Origin of the sequence: Nocardia otitidiscaviarum, from assembly GCF_007362295.1 — a bacterium.
In the GTDB taxonomy this organism is placed as follows: domain Bacteria; phylum Actinomycetota; class Actinomycetes; order Mycobacteriales; family Mycobacteriaceae; genus Nocardia; species Nocardia otitidiscaviarum.
Genome location: NZ_CP041695.1, coordinates 6,046,742 through 6,070,703, shown reverse-complemented (window position 1 = coordinate 6,070,703; position 23,962 = coordinate 6,046,742). Strand labels below are relative to the sequence as shown.

At 70.8% G+C, this 23,962-nt stretch carries 1 protein-coding gene and 1 pseudogene; both read left to right on the top strand.

The features are described 5' to 3' along the window. The first annotated feature begins 125 nt into the window (after positions 1 to 125). The gene (locus tag FOH10_RS27165) at positions 126 to 9,530 is read left to right on the top strand and encodes a non-ribosomal peptide synthetase (RefSeq protein ID WP_143982835.1); all 9,405 of its coding nucleotides are present in this window, start codon (positions 126 to 128) and stop codon (positions 9,528 to 9,530) included. 282 nt (positions 9,531 to 9,812) lie between these two features. Further along, positions 9,813 to 23,765 (top strand): annotated as a pseudogene (locus FOH10_RS27160) (amino acid adenylation domain-containing protein); the annotation flags it as partial. Positions 23,766 to 23,962 lie beyond the last annotated feature (197 nt).

The following is a 23,962-nucleotide window of genomic DNA, read 5'->3' as shown; positions in this document are numbered from 1 at the left end:
CCCCATATAGGATTGCTCGGACCGCAGGCCCAGGCGACGACACCGGATCGACGCCCGTGGGCGCGGGCCGGATTCGCTATTCGGTCGCGCGGACCTGATGAATTGCGAGAGGTGAACTAGCTCGAATGGATACTGTCCGCCGTTCCGCACGTGGTAGCCGTCGCCGCCGGTCGGGCAGCCCGCTGTTCGCCCAACTGCTGACGGCCGCGGTCGAGTCCGCCGCCGACGCGGTGGCCATCCGGTTCAATCCGACCGGAGCTCCGGCCGACACCCGTGAACTCACCTACCGTGAGTTGGACGAAGCCTCCTCCAAGCTGGCCCGCGAACTCATCGCGCGCGGTGTCGGGCCCGGCGACGTGGTGGCCATCGGCATCGCCCGGTCCATCGAGTCGGTGCTGTCGGTGTGGGCGGTCGCCAAGACCGGCGCGGCGTACGTGCCCGTCGATCCGAGCTACCCGCCCGAACGCATCGAATACCTGCTGACCGATTCCGGCGCGGTGCTGGGTTTGACCACCTCCGCGCATCGCGCGGCCCTGGGCACCACCGTGTACTGGGTGGAGCTGGACGATCCGGTGCGCGCGGAGCGCATCGACGCCCATCCGGCGCACCCCATCTCCTACGCCGACCGGGTGCGCCCGCTCACCGAGCAGCATCCGGCCTACGTCATCTACACCTCGGGTTCCACCGGCCGCCCCAAGGGCGTGGTGGTCACCCACACCGGTCTCGCGGGCCTGGTGGCCGCCGAGCGCGAACACTATGCGGTGACCGGGGATTCGCGCGTGCTGCACGTGTGCTCCCCGAACTTCGACGTGTCGGTGCTGGAGCTGCTGCTCACCTTCTCCTCCGGCGCGACGCTGGTGGTGTCCCCGCCCCGCGTCTTCGGCGGTGACGATCTCGCCGAACTGCTGCGCCGCGAACGTGTTTCGCACATGCTCATCACCCCGGCCGCGCTGGAGTCGGTCGACCCGACCGGACTCGACGAGTTGCGGGTTGTGGTGGTGGCCGGTGACAAGTTCGGTCCCGAGCTGGTCGCGCGCTGGGCGGTCGAGGGCCGCTCCTTCTACAACGGCTACGGCCCCACCGAGGCCACCATCCTGGCCACCAGCACCGCGGCCATGGCGCCCGGCGAGCCCATCACCATCGGCCCGGCCATCGCCGGGGTGGGCGCGTTCGTGCTGGACACCCGGCTGCGGCCGGTGCCCGCGGGCGTGACCGGCGAGCTGTACCTGTCGGGTCCGGCACTGGCGCAGGGCTATCTGGCCCGGCCGGGCCTGACCGCGGAACGCTTCGTGGCCAGTCCGTTCGGCGCGGACACCGGGAATCCGGGAGCGCGGCTGTACCGCACCGGCGATCTGGTGCGCCGCCGCGAGGACGGCGTCATCGAGTACCTGGGCCGCTCCGACTTCCAGGTCAAGATCCGCGGTCTGCGCATCGAACTCGGCGAGATCGACAATGCGCTGACCACGCATCCCGACATCGACTTCGCGGTCACCATGGGCAAGACGCTGCCCTCGGGCGCGACCGCGCTGGTCGCCTACGTGCTGGCCAAGCCGGGCCGGGCCGCCGATCCGGCCGCGCTGAGTGAGCACGTCGGACGCGGCCTGCCCGCGCACATGGTGCCCTCGGCCATCGTGGTGCTCGACCACCTGCCGCTCACCCCGAACGGCAAGCTGGACCGGGACGCGTTGCCGGAGCCGGTATTCGAGACCACCACCACCCGTGCCCCGTCCGGCCCGGTGGAGGAGAAGATCGCGGAGCTGTTCGCGGAACTGCTGCGCGTGCACGAGATCGGCGCGGACGATTCGTTCTTCGCCATCGGCGGCGATTCCATCCTGTCCATCCAGCTGGTGTCGCGAGCCCGCGCGGCGGGCATCGTGTTCACCCCGCAGGACGTCTTCGAACAGCGCACCGTGGCCGCGCTCGCCAAGGTCGCCGTTGTCGGCGACGGCGGTGCTCCGGTCACCCTGGAGGAGCTGCCCGGCGGCGGCGTGGGCACCATCGCGTTGACCCCGGTGCTGGCCGACTACCTCGAAGACGGTGTGTACAACCGTTTCTCGCAGAGCATGGTGCTGTCGCTGCCGGAGGGCATCGACCGCGCGTCCCTGACCGAAACCCTCGACGACGTCCTGGCCCACCACGACATCCTGCGGGCGCGACTCGTCCAGGGAGATGGGCGATTCCAGCTCGAGGTGCCCGAAGCCGGTGCCGTATCGGCCGATTCGCTGCTCGCCGAGGGTGACGTCCCGGCCGGAGCCACCGGCGAGGAGTTGGCCCGGATCGGCAGTGCCGCCATGGACGCCACCCTGGACGCGCTGGACCCGGCGGCCGGTCGCATGCTGGCCTGCACCTGGCTGCACCGCCCGGACGCCGCGGACGTGCTGCTGATCGCCGCGCACCACTTCGTCATCGACGGCGTCTCGTGGCGCATCCTCATCTCCGATCTGGTCGCGGCCTGGATGCAGCGCGCCGCCAAGCAGCGGCCGACGCTGCCCGCCGTGGGCACCTCCTTCCGGCGCTGGGCGCACGGGCTGCGGGAGGTGGCCGGCTCGGAGGCACGCCGGGCCGAGCTGCCGTACTGGCGGCAGGTGCTCGCCACCCCGGACCCGCTGCTGGGCACGCGCGAACTCGATTCCGCCGTGGACACTTTCGCCACCGTGCGGCGGTTCTCCGTGCAGGTGCCCGCCGATATCACCGAAGCCCTGCTCACCGAGGTTCCGGCGCTGTACCGCGGCGGCGTGAACGACGGCCTGCTGGCCGCGCTCGCTCTGGCCGTGCGCGGCTGGCGCGCCCGCCGCGGCATCGAATCCCCGGTCACCCGGGTGCGCCTGGAGGGCCACGGCCGCGAGGAGAGCGTGCTGCCGGGCGCGGACATCACGCGCACCGTCGGCTGGTTCACCACCGTCTACCCGGTCGCGCTCGACCTGTCGGGCGTCGACACCGCCGCCGCGCTCGAGGGCGGCTCGGTCACCGCCGCCGCGCTGCGGGCGGTGAAGGAACAGCTGATCGCCGTGCCCGACAAGGGCATCGGCTTCGGCCTGCTGCGTTACCTCGACCCCGAATCCGCCGCGGAGCTGGACGGGCGGCTGGCGCAGATCGGCTTCAACTACCTGGGCCGCGTCTCCGCCAGCGAGGTGCCCGAGGGCATGGCCGACGCCGCGTGGCTGCCCACCGACGCGCTGGGCGAGCTGAGCGTCGACCAGGATCCGACCATGCCCGCGGGCATGGTGGTGGACCTCAACGCCATCGTCACCGATGGCGAGGACGGCCCGCGCATGTCGGTGTCGGTGCAGTACGCCGCCGAGATTCTGGACGAGGCGGCCGTGCGGGAACTGGCCGAGGACTGGGTGCGCGCGCTCACCGCCGTCGCCCGCCACGTGCAGGACCCCGCCGCCGGTGGTCTGACGCCCTCGGATGTGCCGCTGGTGCGGGTCTCCCAGGTCGAACTCGACGGCTGGCGCTCGGCGTATCCGGGGCTCTCGGATGTGCTGCCGCTGTCGCCGCTGGGCGCGGGCCTGCTCTTCCACACCCAGCTCACCCAGGGCGCGGCCGACGACTACGTCACCCAGTTCGCCCTGGAACTGGCCGGTCAGGTCGATCTCGAACGGCTGCACCGGGCGTCGCAGGCCATCCTGGACCGCCACGCCGGACTGCGCGCGGCCTTCGTGACCGCCGCCGACGGCATCCCGGTGCAGGTCGTGGTGGACTCCCTCGAGGTGCCGTGGCGGTTGCTGGACGTGGCCGACGAGGACATTCCGGCGCTGCTCGAGGACGACCAGCGCACCCGTTTCGATCCGGCCGTCGCGCCGCTCATGCGCTTCACGGTGTACCGCACCGGCACCGGCCGCATCCACTTCGTGCTGACCACGCACCATCTGCTCTTCGACGGCTGGTCGCTGCCGCTGCTCATGAAGGATCTGCTGGTCCTCTATGCGACGCACGGTGATTCGTCGCCGCTGCCGCCGGTGCGGCCCTACCGCGACTACCTGGCGTGGCTGGCGCGGCAGGATCGCGCGGCGACCCTGGACAAGTGGCGCGACACCCTGGCCGGTGCGCGGCCCACCGCCGTCTCCGCCGTGCTGGAACGCCCGGAACAGGCGGAGATCGGTTACGGCGAAATCGAATTCGAGTTCTCCGAGGCCGAGACCCAGGCGGTGACCGCCTTCGCCGCCGATGCCGAGGTGACCGTCAATACGGTCGTGCAGGCCGCCTGGGCGCTGCTGCTGGCCACGCTCACCGATCGCGAGGACGTGGTCTTCGGCGCGGTCGTCTCCGGTCGTCCGCCGCAGCTGGACGGCGTGGACGACATGATCGGCCTGTTCGTCAACACCATTCCGGTGCGGGTGCGCTTCGACGCCGAGCAGTCCGTGCGGGACCTGCTGACCGCGGTGCAGTCCGAGCAGGCGGGCCTGCTCGAACACCACTATCTGGGACTGGCCGAGATCCAGAGCGCGGCCGGTACCGGTGCGGCGTTCGATTCGCTGGTGGCCTACGAGTCCTATCCGGTGGACGCCGAGGGCCTGCAGGCCGCCGGTGGCTCCATCGACGGCCTCGAGGTCGCGGGCGTGAAGTCGGTGACCTTCACCCACTACCCGGTGACCGTGGTGGTGGAATCCGGTGCGTGCCTGCGCTTCAAGATCTGGCACCGCCGCGACACCGTCGGCGATCCGGCGGCCCGGGCGCTGGCCGACCTGCTGCGCATGCTCATCGGCCGCTTCGTCGGCGCACCGCAGGACGCGCTCGCGGCGCGGGCGGACTGGTGGCGCGCGGGCGCGGTGCCCGGCCAGCTGGAACTGCCCGCCGACCGGCCGCGTCCGGCGACGCCCACGCGCCGCGGCGGGGAGCTGCGCTTCGACATCTCCGCCGACGTCGCCGCCGCACTGGCGGAGCTGGCGCGGCAGACGGATTCGACCCTGTTCACGGTCGTGCACGCCGCCTTCGCGGTGCTGCTGGCGCGGCTGTCCGGCGGCACCCGGGAGATCGCGGTCGGCGCGGTGTCCCCGGAACTCGGTGCGGTGCACCCGGGTTCGGCCGCGGTCGTGCTGCGTACCGAGATCGACCCGGGCCTCGCCTTCGCCGACCTGCTCGAGGCGGTGACCCGCGCCGACGCCGAGGTGTTCGGCCGCGCGGGCGGCGGCTCCGAGCGGCTGGCCGATGTGCTCGACGTGATCCGTTCCGCCGCCGGGCATCCGCCGTTCCAGGTGCTGCTCACCGCCGGGCAGACCGGGCGCGGCGAGCGCACCGCGCTGGTCGACCTCCAGCTGGATGTCACCGAGCGGACCGACACCCAGGGCATGGCGCTGACCTACACCTATGCCGTCGATCTGTTCGACCCGGCGACCGTACTGGACTTCGCCGACCGGCTCGGCCGCATTCTCGCGGCCGTGGCCGCCGACGCCCGCGCCGTGCTCGGCGATATCGCCGTCTACGCGCCGGGGGAGCGCGAACTCGTCCTGCACGAATGGAATACGCCCGGCGTGCCGGTGCCGGACGTGACCCTGGTGGACCTCATCACCGCGCAGGCCGCCGGTCGCCCCGACGCCCCAGCCGTCCGCTCCGGCGACACCACGCTGACCTTCGACGAGCTGTTGCGCCGCGCCAATGTGGTGGCACGGGCGCTCATCGCCTACGGCGCCGGGCCGGAAACGCTGGTGGCGGTCGCCGTTCCGCGCACCGAGGAGCTGCCCGTCGCGCTGCTGGCGGTGCTCATCTCCGGTGCGGGCTACCTGCCCGTAGACACCGCCTACCCGGCGCAGCGGCTGGAATTCATGCTGGCCGACTCCCAGCCCGCCTGCGTGTTGACCACGACCGGTGAGCGGGAGTCGGTGCCCGCCGGGGACTTCCCGGTGGTGCTGCTCGACGAGGTGGCGAGCTTCTCCGACGCGCCCGTCAGCGACGCCGAACGGCGCGCCCCGCTGCGCGCCGATCACCTGGCGTACGTGATCTACACCTCCGGATCCACCGGCGTGCCCAAGGGTGTGGGCGTGGCGCACCGCAATGTGGTGGAGCTGTTCGCGAACACCCAGGCGCACTTCGAATTCGACGAGAACGACGTGTGGACGCTATTCCACTCCTTCGCCTTCGACTTCTCGGTGTGGGAGCTGTGGTGCGCGCTGGCCAACGGCGGCGCGGTGGTGGTGGTCGACCACCTGACCTCGCGATCGCCGGAACAGTTCCGCGAGTTGCTGATTCGCGAGCGGGTGACGGTGCTGAACCAGACGCCGTCGGCGTTCTACCAGCTGGCCGAGGCCGACCGCGCCGCCGCGGCGCAGATCGGCGACTACGCGCTGCGCTATGTCGTATTCGGCGGTGAGGCACTGGATCTGCGGCAGCTGCGACGCTGGTACGACCGGCACGCGCCGGACGCGCCGACGCTGGTGAACATGTACGGCATCACCGAGACCACGGTGCACGTGTCGTTCCTGGCCCTGGACGAGGAATTGGCGCAGCAGCCGAGCAGCATCATCGGCCGGGCCCTGCCCGGCCTGGGCGCGCGCGTACTCGACCAGCGCCTGCACCCGGCTCCGGTCGGCGTCGCGGGCGAGATCTACGTGGACGGCGCGCAGCTCTCCCGCGGCTACCTGGGGCGTCCGGGCCTGACCGCGGCACGGTTCGTGGCCAACCCCTACGGCCCGCCCGGCTCGCGCATGTACCGCGCCGGTGACGTCGGCCGCTGGGCCGGATTCGGCGGCGAGGCCAACCTCGAGTACGCGGGCCGCAGCGACCAGCAGGTGCAGCTGCGCGGTTTCCGCATCGAACTCGGCGAGATCGAATCGGCGCTGCTGCGGGTTCCGGGCATCAGCCAGACCGTGGTGCTGGTGCGCGACGACAACGGCGTCGACCAGCTCGTCGGCTATGTGGTGCCCGAAGGCGATACCGCGCTCGACCCGGCCGAGATCAAGGCCGCGCTGGGCGAATTCCTCACCGCCTACATGGTTCCCGACGCCATCATGGCCCTGGACGTACTGCCGCTCACCCCGAACGGCAAGCTGGACCGCAAGGCGCTGCCCGCACCGGAATTCGGCGGCTCCGTCGAGTACCGGGCCCCGCGCACCGAGGTGGAACGCGTGGTGGCGGCCGAATTCGCCGCCCTGCTGGGCGCTACCGAGGTCGGCGTGGACGACGACTTCTTCGCCCTCGGCGGCAATTCGCTGCTGGCCACCCGCGCGGTGGCGCGCATCAACGAGGCGTTGGGCGCGAATCTCGCCGTGCGGGAGCTGTTCGAGGCGTCCAGCGTCGCCGCGCTGGCCGCCCGGGTGGTGACCGGCACCGCCGAGAACCGCCCGCCGCTGGTGCGCGCCGAGCGTCCCGCGCGGGTGCCGCTGTCGCTGGCGCAGCAGCGCATGTGGGTGATCAACCAGCTCGATCCGGACTCGCCCGCCTACAACATCCCACTGGCGCTGCGGCTTTCGGGCACGCTCGACATCGAGGCACTGCGCCTGGCGGTGCTGGACGTGCTGGAGCGGCACGAATCGCTGCGCACCCGCTATCCCGTGGACGCCGACGGCATCGCCTACCAGGACATCGTGTCCGTCGCGGAGGCGCTGCCGGGCGGACTGGCCGTGGAGCCGCTGGGCAATGCGCTGCACCGCATGAGCGAGGTGCTGTCCGCCGGATTCGACGTCACCGCACAGGTTCCCATCCGGGCGCTGCTGTGCACCGACGGCGACACCGGAACCGAGCACTACTTCGTGGTCGTGGTGCACCACATCACCGCGGACGGCGCGTCGCTGCCGCCGTTGGCCCGAGATCTCGTGACCGCGTATGTGTCGCGCTGCCAGGGCAATCCGCCCGCGTGGTCGCCACTTCCGGTGCAGTACGCCGACTTCGCGCTCTGGCAGCACCAGGTCATCGGCACCGACGACGACGAGAACTCGGTCGCCGCGGGGCAGTTGGCTTTCTGGCGGGATCGGCTCGACGGCGCGGTCGGTACCCTCGACCTGCCGCTGGACCGGCCGCGACCCGCGGTGCGCACGCTGCAGGGCGGCGCCACCACCTTCACGGTGCCCGCCGAGGTGCACGAGGGGTTGCAGCGGATCGCCCGCGAGCACAATGCCTCGCTGTTCATGGTGGTGCACGCCGCACTGGCGGTGCTGCTGTCGCGGCTGTCCGGCAGCGGCGACGTCACCATCGGCACGCCCATCGCGGGTCGCGGTGAGCGGGTGCTCGACGATGTGGTCGGCATGTTCGTCAACACGCTGGCGTTGCGCACCCCTGTGGACTCGGCGGCCAGCTTCGACGATCTGGTCGACAAGGCGCGGGAGACCGACCTCGCCGCCTACGGCAATGCCGACATCCCCTTCGAGCGCGTGGTCGAGGTGGTCGCGCCCGACCGGGCCAACGCCCAGGACCCGCTGTTCCAGGTGGTGCTGTCGTTCCAGAACACCGACCGCCCCGACCTCGAACTGCCGGGCCTGTCCATCAGCGCCCTCGACACCGGCGCGGTGTCGGCCAAGTTCGATCTCCAGGTCACCATCGACCCACGCCAGTGGGAGGACGGTGCGGTCGGCGAACTGGCCGGTGCGCTCACCTACGCCTCGGACATCTTCGACGAGGCCACCATCCACACCTTCGGTGAGCGCCTGCAGCGCGTGCTGGCGGCCGTGGCCGCCGATCCGCGCCAACGCGTGGGAGCCATCGAATTCGGTGGCGTACAGCAGCGTTCGCACAGCGCGGCTGCCGGGCTCTCCGACGCCGCGCCCGCGGTCACCCGCGGCACCCAGCTGCCGTTGCTGCTGACCGCCGCCGTGGAGGACGACCCGGACGGTCCGGCCCTGGTCTGGGGCGAGGACGCCCTGTCCTACGCCGAACTCGACGCCCGCTCCTCGCGGCTGGCGCGGGTGCTCATCGGCCGCGGCTGCGGTCCGGGCACCGGTGTCGCGCTGCGCCTGGACCGCGGTGTCGACGCCGTGGTCGCCACCTGGGCGGTCCTCAAGTCCGGTGCGGCCGTGGTCCCGGTCGCCGCCGCCGACGCCGAGCTGCCCACCGACCTGGTGGTCAAGGTCGGCCTCACCGCGAGCGCCGAGAACTCCGGCAACGGCGTGGACTGGCTGGTCCTGGCCGACCCCACCCTGGTCGCGGAGATCGCGGCGGCCTCACCCCGCCCGGTCACCTACGCCAACCGCACCCGTGCCCTGCAGGGCGGCGACCTCGCCTTCGTGCACGCCGACCGGGGACTGAGCTACGACGAGCTCGCGGAACTGGTGAACCGGATCAGCGGCCACACCGAGCTGACCTTCGAGTCGCGAACCTTCCGATTCGGCCGCCCCGATGCGCTGGCCGCCGTGGTCGAGGTGCTCGCCGCCGGCGCCAGCGGTGCGTCCGTGGTCGTCACCGCGGTGCCGCCGCACGGCGCGCTGGCCGAGGTGCTGGCCGACGAATGGGTATCGCATCTGTTCACCGATGGCGCGGGGCTCGCCGAACTCGGTGGTGAACCGCTGGAGGACCTGGGCGCCGTCGTCGTCGACGACGGGGCGGACCTGGACGCGGCGCGGCGCATTCCCTGGCTGCCCGCGGTCGTGCCGCTGGACTGAGTGCATTCCGTCCGTCATTCCGGCATGCTGTGGAGCCGGAATCCCCATACTCCGGCGGCCGTCCACCGCCGGGGTAACGGTCGATGCGCAGAGATTCGATGAAGCAGGATGTGCGCCCGCGCGGCGCGCAGACGTTGACGGCAAGAATGAGGCGGAGTTGATGGGTCGGGAAGACGGAAAGCAGCGCACGCTGACGGGGGAAGGGCCGCGGGCATGACCCGGCCGGTTCGTCAGCGGCCCACCCGCACCCGTCGACCCCGGGTCACCACGCTGCCGCAGCTCATGGCGTCGGCGGTGGAGGCCAATCCGAGCGGGGAGGCCATCGTCTACGCCGATGCCGCGGCCACACTGGGGACGCTCCGCTACGCCGAGCTGGACGCGCGGTCCACCCGGCTGGCGCGGCTGCTGATCGAGCGGGGGATCGGACCCGAGGATCTGGTGGCGGTCGGGATTCCGCGGTCGCTGGACTCCGTCGTCGCGGTGTGGGCGGTCGCCAAGACCGGCGCCGGATACGTTCCGGTCGACCCCAACTATCCGGCCGACCGGGTGACCCACATGGTCACCGACTCGCGGGCGGTGCTGGGACTGACCGTCGCCGCGGTGCGCGACGATCTGGCCGACGACGTCGAATGGCTGACCATCGACACCGCCGGATTCGAGCGGCAGGTGGCGTCGTATTCGGAGGAGGCCATCACCTCGGCGGACCGGGTGCGGCAGCTGCGCGCCGAACATCCGGCCTACGTCATCTACACCTCCGGTTCCACCGGCAAGCCCAAGGGCGTGGTGGTCACGCAGGCCGGTCTGTCCGGCTTCTGCGATGAGCAGCGTGAGCGCTACCGCACCGGAACCGAATCGCGCGCACTGCATTTCGCCTCCCCGTCCTTCGACGCCTCGGTGCTGGAGCTGCTGCTCGCCCTCGGCGGGGCGGGGACGCTGGTGGTCGCCTCGCCCGAGGTGCTCGGCGGTGACGAACTGGCCGCGCTGCTGCGGCGGGAACGGGTGACGCACGCGTTCATCACCCCGGCCGCGCTGGCATCGGTGGATCCGACCGGGCTCGACGAGCTGCGCGTGGTGGTCGCCGGTGGCGAAGCCTGCCCGCCGGATCTGGTGCGGCGCTGGGTACTTCCCATCGCCGGCGGCGGCACCCGGGAGTTCTACAACGGGTACGGGCCCACCGAGACCACCATCATGACCAATATCAGCGCGCCGCTGGTGCCGGGGGAACTGGTCACCATCGGCGGTCCGGTGCGCGGCATCACCGAATACGTGCTCGACGAGCGGCTGGTGCCGGTGGTCGACGGCGTGGTGGGGGAGCTGTACATCACCGGTGCGCAGGTGGCGCGCGGCTACCACGAGCGGCCGAGCCTGACGGCGGCGCGTTTCGTGGCCAATCCGCTCGATCCGGGCGGATCCCGCCTCTACCGCACCGGCGACCTGGTGCGGCGCACTCCCTCCGGCGATGTGGAGTACCTGGGGCGCAACGACTTCCAGGTGAAGGTGCGCGGCTTCCGCATCGAACTGGGCGAGATCGACGCGGTGCTGGGCTCGCACGACAGCGTGGACTTCGCCGTCACCGTCGGTCACCAGCTCGATTCCGGGGCGACCATTCTCGCCGCCTACGTCCATGCCGCCCCGGGCGCGTCGGTGGATGTGGACGAGCTGACCGCCTACGCCGAGCAGAGCCTGCCCGCGCATATGGTGCCCACCACCATCATGGTGCTGGATACGATTCCGCTGACCCCGGTCGGCAAACTGGACCGCCGCGCCCTGCCCGCACCGCAGTTGCGCACCAAGGAATTCCGCGCCCCGGCCGGTCGCCTGGAGGAACTGGTCGCGGGCGTCTTCGCCGACCTGCTCGACCCGGGCGACCCCATCGGCGCGGACGACGACTTCTTCGAACTCGGCGGCAATTCGCTCATCGCCACCCGCGTCGCCGCCCGGCTGGGCGCGGAGATCTCCGCGCGCGTCCCGGCCCGCATGATCTTCACCGCGTCGACGGTCGCCGGACTGGCCGCCCAGTTGGAGCCGCTCGTCGGCGCGGGCGGACGGCCCGCGCTCACGCCGCAGCCGCGCCCCGACCGCATTCCGCTGTCGCTGGCGCAGCAGCGCATGTGGTTCCTCAACCAGTTCGACACCGCCTCGGCTGCCAACAACATCCCGTTCGCCATCCGGCTCACCGGTGCGCTCGATATCGCGGCGCTGCGCGCGGCCATCGGTGACCTGGTGCGGCGGCACGAGACGCTGCGGACGGTGTACCCGGCCGTGGACGGCACCGGCTATCAGGTGGTGCTGCCCGCGGAGCAGGCGATTCCGGAGCTGGAGCCGCAGGTGGTGGAGCCGGAGCGGGTCGCGGAATGGCTCACCGGGCTGGCGCTGCGCGGCTTCGACGTGGCCGCCGAGGTGCCGCTGCGCATCGAACTCGCCGAAATCGGGCGCGACGATTATGTGATCGCGGTGGTGGTGCACCACATCGCCGCCGACGGCGCGTCGGTGGGACCGTTCATGCGAGATCTGCTGGCGGCCTTCTTCGCTCGTCGCGGTGGCGAGGCTCCCACCTGGGAGCCGCTGGCGGTGCAGTATGCCGACTACACCCTGTGGCAGCGGGCGCTGCTGGGCGACGAACACGAGCCCGGCTCGCTGGCCGCCAACCAGATCGCCTACTGGCGCGAGACCCTGGCGGGCATCCCGGACCGTCTCGACCTGCCGGCCGACCGGCCGCGGCCGTCCATCGCGTCCGGGCGGGGCGCGGTGTACACCTTCGAGATCGACGCCGCGCTGCACGCACGCCTCACCGAACTCGCCCACGACAGCGGCGCATCGCCGTTCATGGTCGTGCACGGCGCGCTCGCGGCGCTGCTGGCGCGGCTCTCGGGCACCGACGACATCGTGATCGGCACGCCGGTCGCGGGCCGCGGCGAGCGTGAACTCGACGATCTCATCGGCATGTTCGTCAATACGCTGGTGCTGCGCACCCGGGTGGACGCGGGCGCGTCGTTCGCGGACCTGCTGGAGAACGCGAAAGAAACGGATCTGGCGGCGTTCTCGCATGCCGAGTTGCCGTTCGAGCGGCTGGTGGAGATCCTGGACCCGGTGCGGTCGCAGGCACACCACCCGCTGTTCCAGGTGGCGCTGTTCTTCCACAATATCGAGACCCCGCGCATGGAGCTGCCCGGCCTCACCGCCGAGGCCGTCGAATTCGACGGTGCGGTAGCGAAATTCGACCTCCAGCTGTCGGTGATCCCGCGCGAGCGCGACGGTGCGGCCGACGGTATGACGGCCGTGTTCACCTACGCCACCGACCTGTTCGACGAGGTCACGGTGGCGGAGTTCGCGCAACGGCTGGTGCGCGTGCTCACCGCCGTCACCGACGATCCGAGCACCGCCCTCGGTGAGATCGACCTGCTCGACGCCGCCGAGCGGGAACGAATCCTGCACCACTGGAACGACACCGCGCATCCCATCGCCCCCGAACTGCTGCTGGACGAGTATCGCCGCGCGGTGCGGCGGCATCCGGACGCCGTCGCGGTGGTGTACGAGGGCGCGGAACTCACCTACCGCGAATTCGACGAGCGGGTCAACCGGCTCGCCCGGCTGCTCATCGCCGAGGGCGTGGGGGCGGAATCGCTTGTGGGCCTTGCCATTCGGCGGTCGCTGGATCTCGTGGTGGGCATGTACGCCATCATCACCGCCGGTGGCGCGTACGTGCCGCTGGATCCGGACCATCCGGCCGAGCGCATCGCCCACATTCTCGACACCGCGCAGCCGGTGGCGGTGCTGACGACCAGCGCCGATGAGGTGCCGGTGCCCGAGGGCACGCCGGTCATCCGGCTCGACACCGCGCCGCTGGACGAATTCGCCGCCGCGCCCGTGACTTCCGGTGAGCTGCTGCGGCCGGTACGGCCCGAGCATCCGGCGTACGTCATCTTCACCTCCGGCTCGACCGGTCGGCCCAAGGGCGTCGCGGTCTCGCATGCCGCCATCCACAACCAGACCACCTGGATGCTGGCCGCCTACCCGCTGACGCCGGACGACGTCTACTTCCAGAAGACCGCCACCACCTTCGACGTGTCGCTGTGGGGCTACTTCATGCCGCTGCGCACCGGCTCGAAGTTGGTGGTCGGCACCCACGACGGCCACCGGGATCCGCTGTACGTGGCGGAAACCATTGCCCGCGAGGGCGTCACGATCACCGACTTCGTGCCGTCCATGCTCACCGTCTTCGCCGCGCACACCGCGCCCGGCAGCATTCCGAGCCTGCAGGACGTCTTCGTCATCGGTGAGGCGCTGCCGCCGGAGACGGTCGCTTCCTTCGCGGCCGTCTCGGGGGCGCGGGTGCACAACCTGTACGGCCCCACCGAGGCCGCGGTCTCCATCACCTACTGGCAGGCGCGCGGGGACGAGCGGTCCTCGGTGCCGATCGGTCTGCCGCAGTGGAACAGTCGGGTGTACGTGCTCGATTCGCGGTTGCGGCCGGTTCCGGCCGGTGTCGCGGGTGAGCTGTATCTGGCCGGTGATCAGCTGGCGCGCGGCTATGTGCGACGACCGGACCTGACCTCGGATCGGTTCGTGGCCAACCCGTTCGGTCGTGGCGAGCGCATGTACCGCACCGGTGACCTGGTGGTGTGGCGCGAATCCGACGGGGTGCGGCCGGAGCGCCTGGATTACATCGGGCGCACCGATTTCCAGGTGAAGTTCCGTGGTCAGCGCATCGAGCTCGGCGAGATCGAGACGGCACTGCTGGCCCAGCCCGCGGTGAGCGCGGCGGTGGCGCTGGTGGTGCCGTCCGAGCTGGGCGACCAATTGGTGGCCTATGCCGTGCCCACGCCCGGCCACACCATCGAGCAGACCGAACTGCTGGCGGCGCTGGCGGATTCGCTACCGCAGTACATGATTCCGGCGACCGTCGTGACGCTGGCGGAATTCCCGCTGAACGCGAGCGGCAAGCTGGACCGCAAGGCGCTGCCCGAACCGACCTTCGCCGGACGGGAGTTCCGTGCTCCCGCGACGCCGGTGGAGGAGATCGTCGCCGGCGTGTTCGCCGAGGTGCTCGGGGTCGAGCGGGTCGGCGCGGACGACGACTTCTTCGCCCTGGGCGGCAATTCGCTGGTCGCCACCCAGGTGGTGGCGCGGCTGGGAGCCGCCATCGGTGCGCGCGTGCCGGTGCGCACCCTGTTCGAGACGCCCACCGTGACCGCGCTGGCGGCGGCGGTGGAATCGCAGACGCGCCAGGGCCGCACCCACGAGTTGGGCGGTATCGAGCGTCCGGAGCGCTTGCCGTTGTCGCTGGCGCAGCAGCGCATGTGGTTCCTCAACCGGTTCTCCGATCTCGGTGACGGCACCGTGTCGGCGGGGTCGGCGGCCTACAATCTGCCGTTCGCGCTGCGCCTGTCGGGCAGTCTCGATACCGAGGCGCTGGCGTACGCGCTCGACGACGTGGTGACCCGGCACGAGGTGCTGCGCACGGTCTATCCCGAAACCGCCGACGGCCCGGTGCAAGTGGTGCTGCCCGCCGGATCGCCGGAGGCGGCCGTGCGGCTCGCGCCGGTGCGCGTCACCTCGGAGGAAGCCTTCGCGGCGGTCGCCGAACTCGCCGCCACCCCCTTCGACGTCACCCGCGAGGTGCCGATCCGGGTGCGGCTGTTGGAGATCAGCGATCTCGCACCCGGCTCGCGGCGCGAATACGTGCTGGCCGTGGTCGCCCACCACATCGCCGCCGACGCCTCCTCCATGGGGCCGCTGGTGCGCGACATCATGACCGCCTACGCCGCCCGCACCGGCGGCTACGAACCCGGCTGGCAGCCGCTGGCCGTGCAGTACGCCGACTACGCGCTGTGGCAGCGTGCCGTACTGGGCGACGAACACGACCCGGAATCCATTGCCGCCCAGCAGATCGACTACTGGCGCACGGCGCTGGCCGACCTGCCCGACCTGCTGGAGCTGCCCACCGACCGGCCGCGGCCCGCGGTGGCGTCGCTGGCGGGTGCGCGCGTCGACGTCACCATCGACGCCGACACCCACGCCGGGCTGGTGCGGCTGGCCCGCGAGCACAACGCCACCATGTTCATGGTGGTGCACACCGCGTTCGCGGTGCTGCTGGCCCGGCTGTCCGGCTCCGGCGACATCGCCATCGGCACCCCGGTCGCCGGACGCGGCGAACGCGAACTCGACGACCTCATCGGCATGTTCGTGAACACCGTCGTCTTCCGCACCCGCCTGGACGGCGGCGACACCTTCGCCGACGTGCTGGCCCGGCAGCGCGATATCGACCTGCAGGCGTTCTCGCACGCCGATATCCCGTTCGAGCGCCTGGTGGAGGTGCTCAGTCCGCCGCGCACCACCGCGCACCACCCGCTGTTCCAGGTCGGCCTGTCCTTCCAGAACATGGCCCGCGCCGCGCTCGAACTGCCCGGCCTCACCATCGCCGGAGTCGACGCCGACCTCGACGTCTCCCAGTTCGACCTGCACCTCATCGTCTCCGACGGCTACGACGAACACGGCGCACCCGCGGGTATCGGTGGCTTCATCACCTACGCCACCGACCTGTTCGACGAACGCACCGTGATCGGCTTCGTGGAGCGACTGAACCGCCTGCTCGCGGCCGTGGTCGCCGACAGCGCCGCACGGGTCGGCGATATCGACCTGCTCGCCCCCACCGAACGCACCGAACTGCTCCAGGCCCGCAACGACACGGCGCACCGCGTCGAGGCCACCACCCTGGCCGCGCTGCTCGACCGCAGCATCAACACCGTGCCCGGAGCCATCGCGCTCATCGGCCCCGACGGTGACACGGTGAGCTACGCCGAGCTGAGCAAACGCGTGAATCGCCTGGCGCGGCACCTGATCTCCCTGGGTGTCGGTCCCGAGGCGCGGGTGGCGCTGGCGCTGCGGCGCTCGGTGGACCTGGTGGTGGCCATGTACGCGGTCTCGGTCGCGGGCGGCGCGTACGTGCCGGTCGACCCCGACCAGGCCGCCGACCGTACGAACTACGTCCTCGACACCGCGACCCCCGTCTGCGTCCTGACCAACGCCGCCGCCGACTTCCACACCGACCGCGCCCCCCTGGTGCGGATGGACGAACTCGACCTCGGCACAGTCGATTTCATGGCGCTCACCGACGCCGACCGCATCGCCCCCCTACGCCCCGAACACACCGCCTACGTCATCTTCACCTCCGGCTCCACCGGCCGCCCCAAGGGCGTCGCGGTGCCGCACGCCGCCATCGTCAACCAGTTGCAGTGGAAGACGGCGGAATTCGGCCTCGGCGCGGCCGACGCGGTCCTGTTGAAGACCGCTGCGACGTTCGATTTGTCGGTGTGGGAGTTCTGGTCGGCGGCTGTCTCGGGTGGTCGCCTGGTCATCGCCTCGCCCGACGGCCACCGCGATCCGGCCTATCTGAACGACCTGATGTCTCGTGAGCAGGTCACCACCTTGCATGTGGTGCCGTCGATGTTGGACGCGCTGCTCACCGAGTCGGGTGGCAGCTTGGCGGGTTCGTTGCGTCGTGTGCTGGCCATCGGTGAGGCGCTGCCCGCTATCACGGCGCAGCGTTTCCGTGCGGCGAATGCGCAGGCGCGGCTGTTCAATCTCTACGGTCCGACCGAGGCCGCGGTGTCGATCACCACGCACCTGGTGACCGACGCTGATTCCGGTTCGGTGTCGATCGGTGCCCCGGAGTGGAACAGCCAGGTCTATGTCCTGGATTCGCGTTTGCACCCGGTGCCCGATGGTGTCGCGGGTGAGCTGTATCTCGCGGGTGCGCAGTTGGCGCGTGGCTATTTCGCTCGCCCGGATCTGACGGCGGATCGCTTCGTGGCCAACCCGTTCGCGGTTGATGGTTCGCGGATGTATCGCACCGGAGACTTGGTGGCCTGGAACGAATCCGGTGAGCTGGAGTACCGCGGCCGTACCGATTTCCAGGTGAAGATCCGCGGTTTCCGTATCGAACTCGGCGAGATCGAGTCGGCTTTGCTGGCGTTGCCGGAGGTCGCTCAGACCGCGGTGCTGGCGAAGTCGGATGCCCGCACGGGTGATCGCTTGGTCGCCTACGTGGTCCCCGCTGTCGACCGCCGGGACGCGGCCGAGGTGTCGTCCTCCGGCGGGGATCTTGCTGTCGCGCTTGGGCAGTCTGCGCCAGGGGCGCAGGGTGGGCAAGCGCAGCCGCGCACCCCGGAGGCGGACCCGTTCTCGATGGCTGGTCCGGGCGTCTCCGAGCCCGCCCAGCTGGATACCGCCGGGTTGAAGCAGGCGTTGTCGGCGGCGCTGCCGTCCTATATGGTCCCGTCGGCGTTCGTGGTCTTGGACGAGCTCCCGTTGAATGTCAACGGCAAACTCGACCGCAAGGCGTTGCCGGAGCCGGAGTTCGAGTCCACGGCCTTCCGTGCCCCGGCGACCCCGATCGAGGAGATCGTGGCGAACGTGTTCGCCGAGGTCCTGGGTGCCGAGCGGGTCGGTGCGGACGATGATTTCTTCGCGCTGGGCGGTAATTCGTTGTTGGCGACGCAGGTCGCCGCTCGTATCGGTGCGGCCCTGGACGCGCGTGTTCCGGTGCGTGTGTTGTTCGAGGCGTCGTCGGTCGCGGGTTTGGCGGCGAAGGTGGAACAGCATGCCGGTGCGGGCGATCGTCGGGCGTTGACCGCGCAGGAGCGTCCGGAGCGGGTGCCGTTGTCGTTGGCGCAGCAGCGGATGTGGTTCTTGAACCAGTTCGATACGGCGTCGGCGGCCTACAACATCCCGGTCGCGGTCCGTTTGACCGGCGACCTGGATGTGGAGGCGCTACAGCAGGCCGTGGCGGATGTGATCGCGCGTCACGAAACCCTGCGCACCATCTACCCCCAGGCAAACGGCACCGCCCACCAACTGATCCTCCCCCCGTCCCAAGCCATTCCCGACCTGACCCCCACCCCCGTCACCCCCGCCACCCTGCGCGACAGCATCACCACCATCGCCACCACCGGCTTCGACGTAACCACCGAAGTCCCCCTCCGCGCAGCCCTTTTCCACATTCACACAGGCGACTCGGGCATCCACACGGGTGACTCGGGCGTCCACCCGGGCGACTCGGGCGACCACGCGGGTGGCCCGGGCTCCGACACCGGCGACCCGCGCATCCACGCGGGCGAGCCCGTCGTCCACACCGGCGACTCTGGCACCCCCGCAACCGATCCCGAGTACGTCCTGGTCTTCGTCGCCCACCACATCAGCGCCGACGGCTGGTCCATGGGCCCCCTGACCCGCGACGTCATGCTGGCCTACGCCGCCCGCTCCCACGGCGAAGCCCCCTCCTGGACCCCGCTCCCGGTGCAGTACGCCGACTACACCCTGTGGCAGCGCGAGGTGCTCGGCGCGGAAGACGACCCACAGAGCCTCATCGCCGCCCAGACCGACTACTGGCGTACCGAACTGGCCGATCTGCCGGACGAGATCAACCTCCCGTCCGATCGCCCGCGCCCGCCGGTGGCCTCCTTCCGCGGCGGCACGGTGAGTTTCCCGATCAGCGCCGAGATCCAGGCGGGCCTGCGGGAGATCGCGCGTGAGCGCAACGCCACCATGTTCATGGTGGTGCACACCGCGCTGGCGGTGTTCCTGTCCCGCCTGTCGGGCACCTCCGATATCGCCATCGGCACTCCGGTGGCCGGTCGCGGCGAGGCCGAACTCGACGATGTGATCGGCATGTTCGTCAACACCCTGGTGCTGCGCACCCGGGTGGCCGGTGAGCTGACCTTCGACGATCTGCTCGCCGAGGTCAAGGACACCGATCTGCGCGCGTTCGCGCACGCCGACCTGCCGTTCGAACGTCTCGTCGAGGTGCTCAACCCGGAGCGCAATACCGCCCGCAACCCGCTGTTCCAGGTGATGCTGGCCTTCCAGAACCTGCACGACAGCAGCTTCGACCTGCCCGGCCTGCGCATCACCCCCCTCGAATCCGATGCGCAGACATCGCAGTTCGATCTGGCGCTGGCCCTGCGGGAGACCGGTGACGCCGGTATCTACGCCGTATTCACCTACGCGCGTGACCTTTTCGACGAGGCCACGGTGGAGGTGTTCGCGCAACGCTTCACCGCGCTGCTCGCGGAGCTCACCACCCGCCGCGACACCCCCGTCGGCGATCTGCCGCTGCTGGATCCGGTCGAGTACGAACTGCTCACCCACGTGCACGGCGACGACGTCATGGCCACCGGCCTGCTGCCCGACCTGCTCACCGCGGGACTGCGGCACGGCCGTGACCGCATCGCCGTGCGCTGGCGCGGCAACTCCATCTCCTACGGCGATCTCGACGAGTACTCGTCACGGCTGGCGCGCCTGCTCATCGACCGCGGCGTGGGGCCGGAAAAGCTGGTGGCCGTGGCCTTCCCGCGTTCGCTCGGCATGGTGATGGCGGTGCTGGCCATCAGCAAGGCCGGTGGCGCGCACGTGCCCATCGACCCGACCTACCCGGCGGACCGGGTGCGGCACATGATCACCGATTCCGGTGCCATGCTCGGCCTGACCTCCAAGGCGTACGCCGATATCCTGCCCACCGAGGTGGATTGGCTGGTCATGGACGATCCGGCCACCGATCAGCTGGTGTCGCTGCGGTCCAACGCGCCGGTGACCGACGCGGATCGCCGTGCGCCGCTGCGGATGCGGCATCCGGCGTACATGATCTACACCTCCGGTTCCACCGGCAGGCCCAAGGGCGTCGTGGTGACGCACGCGGGTGTGGGCGGTCTCGCCGACTACGCCACCTCGCGGTACGACCTGCATCCGGATCACCGGATGCTGCACATCTGCTCGCCCAGCTTCGATCCGTCGGTGCTGGAGTGGGTGTGCGCCTTCTACACGGGCGCGACACTGGTGATCGTGCCCTCGGAGATCATGGGCGGCCCGGAACTGGCCGAACTCATGCGGGCCGAGCAGGTCACCCACGCCATCATCACCCCGGCCGTGCTCGGCACCATGGACCCCGACGGGCTCGAACAGCTCGAAATGCTGTCCGTCGGCGGCGATGTCACCACGCCGGAGCTGCTGGCCAAGTGGCAGCCGGGCCGGGTGTACCACAATGCGTACGGTCCCACCGAGACCACCATCATCTCGTCCTACGCGCAGTTGACGCCGGGTCGGCACATCACCATCGGCACGCCGGTGCACGGCATGTCGGCGCTGGTGCTCGACGCCCGCCTGCATCCGGTGCCGCCGGGCGTCGCGGGTGAGCTGTACCTGGCGGGCGGTGCGCTGGCCCGCGGCTATCACAACCGTCCCGGGCTGTCCGCCGAGCGGTTCGTCGCGAACCCTTGGGGCGCACCGGGTTCGCGCATGTACCGCACCGGCGACGTGGTGCGCTGGTACGCCGAACCGCAGGATCGCAGTGGCAACCGCGCGCTGCCGTCCATCCAGTGGGAGCTGGATTACGTGGGGCGCAGCGACTTCCAGGTCAAGATCCGCGGCTTCCGCATCGAGCTCGGAGAGATCGACGCGGTGCTCGCCAGCCACCCGGACGTCGACTTCGCGGTCACCCTGGGCCGTGCGAACAGCGCGGGCGTCACCATGCTGGTGTCCTATGTGCGCGGGAAGTCCGACCGGGCCGTCGATCCCGACGCGCTCACCGATTTCGCCGCGCACAGCCTGCCCCCGCACATGGTGCCCGCGGCCGTCGTGGTGCTCGACGAGGTGCCGTTGACGCCGGTCGGCAAGCTGGACCGCGCCGCGCTGCCGGAACCCGTGCTGGCGCAACGGGAGTACCGCGCCCCGGGCACACCGCTGGAGGAGGCGGTGGCGGCCGCCTTCGCCGAGGTGCTCGGGGTGGAGCGGGTCGGTGCGGATGACGACTTCTTCGCGCTCGGCGGCAATTCGCTGCTGGCCACCCGCGTCGTCATCGACCTGCACGAGCGCACCGGGGCGCGGATCGCGGTGGCGGCCTTCTTCGGCGACGCCACCGTCTCCGGGCTGGCCCGGCAACTGGGCATCCTGCTGGAGTCCGAGCAGGACGTCGAGGCAGCCGTGGCGGCCGCCCTCGCGGTGGTGCTGCCGCTGCGCGCCGAAGGGCAGCGACCACCGCTGTTCGTGCTGCATCCGCTGGGCGGGTTGTCGTGGTGCTATTCCGGATTCACCCGCCACCTGCCCGTGGAGCAGCCGATCCTGGGCATCCAGACCCCGGCGCTCACCGAGCCGGACTACGTGCCGGAATCACTGGCCGATATCGCGGATCGCTATACGGCCGAGATCCGGCGGGCGCAGCCCGAGGGGCCGTACCGACTGCTGGGCTGGTCGCTGGGCGGCACGCTCGCCCACGCCGTGGCCACGCGCCTGCAGAGTGCGGGCGAACGGGTGGACCTGCTGGCCATCCTGGACGGATATCCGCGCGTGGACGACACCGATTTCAGGTCGGCCGTCCGGGAGACGTTCACCAGCCTCGGCGTCGCCGTCGACGACCTGCCGGACACCGGCAATCTGACCGAGCTCGGCGACGCGGCGCTGGCCGCGCTGCACGCCTCCATCGCCGGGGAGCTGGCGGCCATGACGCCGGAGCGGCTGCGGCACATCTACCAGGTCGCCATGCGCAGTGTGGAATTGGCCGACGTGGAGCCCACCGAGATGTTCCGCGGCAATCTCCAGTTCTTCACCGCCACCGTCGACCGCACCGAAACCATGCGGCAGTGGTCGGCGGCGGACTGGCAGCCCTACGTCTCCGGCCGGATCGTCGACCACGCGATCGACGTGCCGCACGAACAGATGACCGGTGACGCGGCGCTCACGGTCATCGGTCCGCGCATCGCCGAACTGCTCGACTCGGCGGAGGAACTGCGGGCGTCGCAGCGCGAGCCCGACGACCACGAGGCGGCGGCGCCCGACCGCGCGCCCCACGAGGCGAGCAGCGCCGTGATCGGCTCACCGTTCGGTCCGGCGGTTCCCGTGGACGCGACGGTCGTGTCGGGAGCGGGAAGCGACCTGGACGCCGAGGTGTCGTCCGGACCGGTGGAGGTGTCACCGCTGCCGCCGGGTGTGGTGGATGTGCTCGCCGCCGAACCGTCCGGGCTCGTCATTCGCGTCATCACGCTCGATATCGCCGCCGACTGCCCGCCCTGGCGGGTGCGGCAGTCCGTGGCCGCGCTGTTCGAACGGCATCCGGGGCTGCGGGCCCGGCTGCGCCGGGACGCGGACGGCCTGAGCTTCGAGTACCCGGACGCCGATCCGGAGGACGCGGTGGTGTGGCGGTTCGACTGGGCGGGGGAGACCTCCGGCGACCTCGTCGACAGCGTCATCCGCGCCGCCGCCGCGGAACTCGATCCCGACAAGGGGCGCAATGTCCGCTTCGTGCTGCTCGACGCCAAGGAGGTGGACCCCGTCGCCGAGACCGTCGACGAGGCGGCCGCCACGCTGGTGGTGATCGCCAACGGGCTGGTCGTGGACGACACCTCGTGGCGCACCATCATCGAGGAGCTCACCGCGTCCTGGTCCGGCGGGCACGCCACGCCACCCGCCGCCGTCGCCCATCCGGCGGGCCTCGCCCGGGAGTTGGCGCGCCGCGCCGACCACCCGGATATCGTGGCCGAACTGCCGTGGTGGCTCGACGCCCTGGATGCCGGGCCGATCACCGATGCCGACCCCGCCGGGGGACGCGGCCGGATCACGGTGACCATCACCGCGGAGGGTGCGGGCGCGGTCGACACCGTGGCCCGGCGCTACCAGGCCACCATCGACGAGGTGCTGCTCACCGCGCTGGCCGTCACCCTGCCCGCCCTCGACGGCATGGCCGAGCTGCTCGGCTCGGTGGTCCGGCTGCCCGCCGACGGCCGCCTGTTCGGCGACCCCGACGCCCAGCGCGCCATCGGCGCCTTCACCACCAGCTACCCGCTGCCGCTGCGGCTGAACGCGGTGGACTTCGACGAGATCCGCCAGGGCGGCCCGGTCGCCGGAAGTGTGATTCAACACGTCCGTGACATGTGCCGGACGGTGCCGTCGCAGGGGGTGGGTTTCGGTCTGCTTCGTCACCTCGGCACGGCCGCACCGGAACTCGCGGGCGCGGCGGGCCGGATCGGATTCCGCTACCGGGATCTGCGACCGGCCCGCGTACACCCCGAAACCGCCGCGCCGGACCTGCACCTGGACATCACCGTCGACACCACCCAGGACGGGTTCATCGCACGATTCGACTACGCCGGAGCCGTGTTGTCCTTGGATCAGGTGAAGGGTTTGGTGGAAGGTTGGGTACAGGCACTGGGCGGGCTAGCCGAGCACGGCCGGGCATCGAATACGTAACATTGACCCCTGTTGTGGCGACTGCATAGGCCGTATGGTCTGTCGAAGTGCTCTGGCCACGGTGTGGAGGCCGTCGGGAGATCCCTGACGGTCGGGGTGGTCGCCAGGACTCGAATTGAAGCGAAGGTGTGAAACATTGATTCGTCGATCTGTCCGGAACGGGGTTGCCGTCGGCCGTCGCCGCGGCGCGCGTGCTG

Coding starts and splice junctions, on each gene's coding strand:
- FOH10_RS27165 (WP_143982835.1), top strand. CDS start 126: ATGGATACTGTCCGCCGTTCCGCACGTGGTAGCCGTCGCCGCCGGTCG.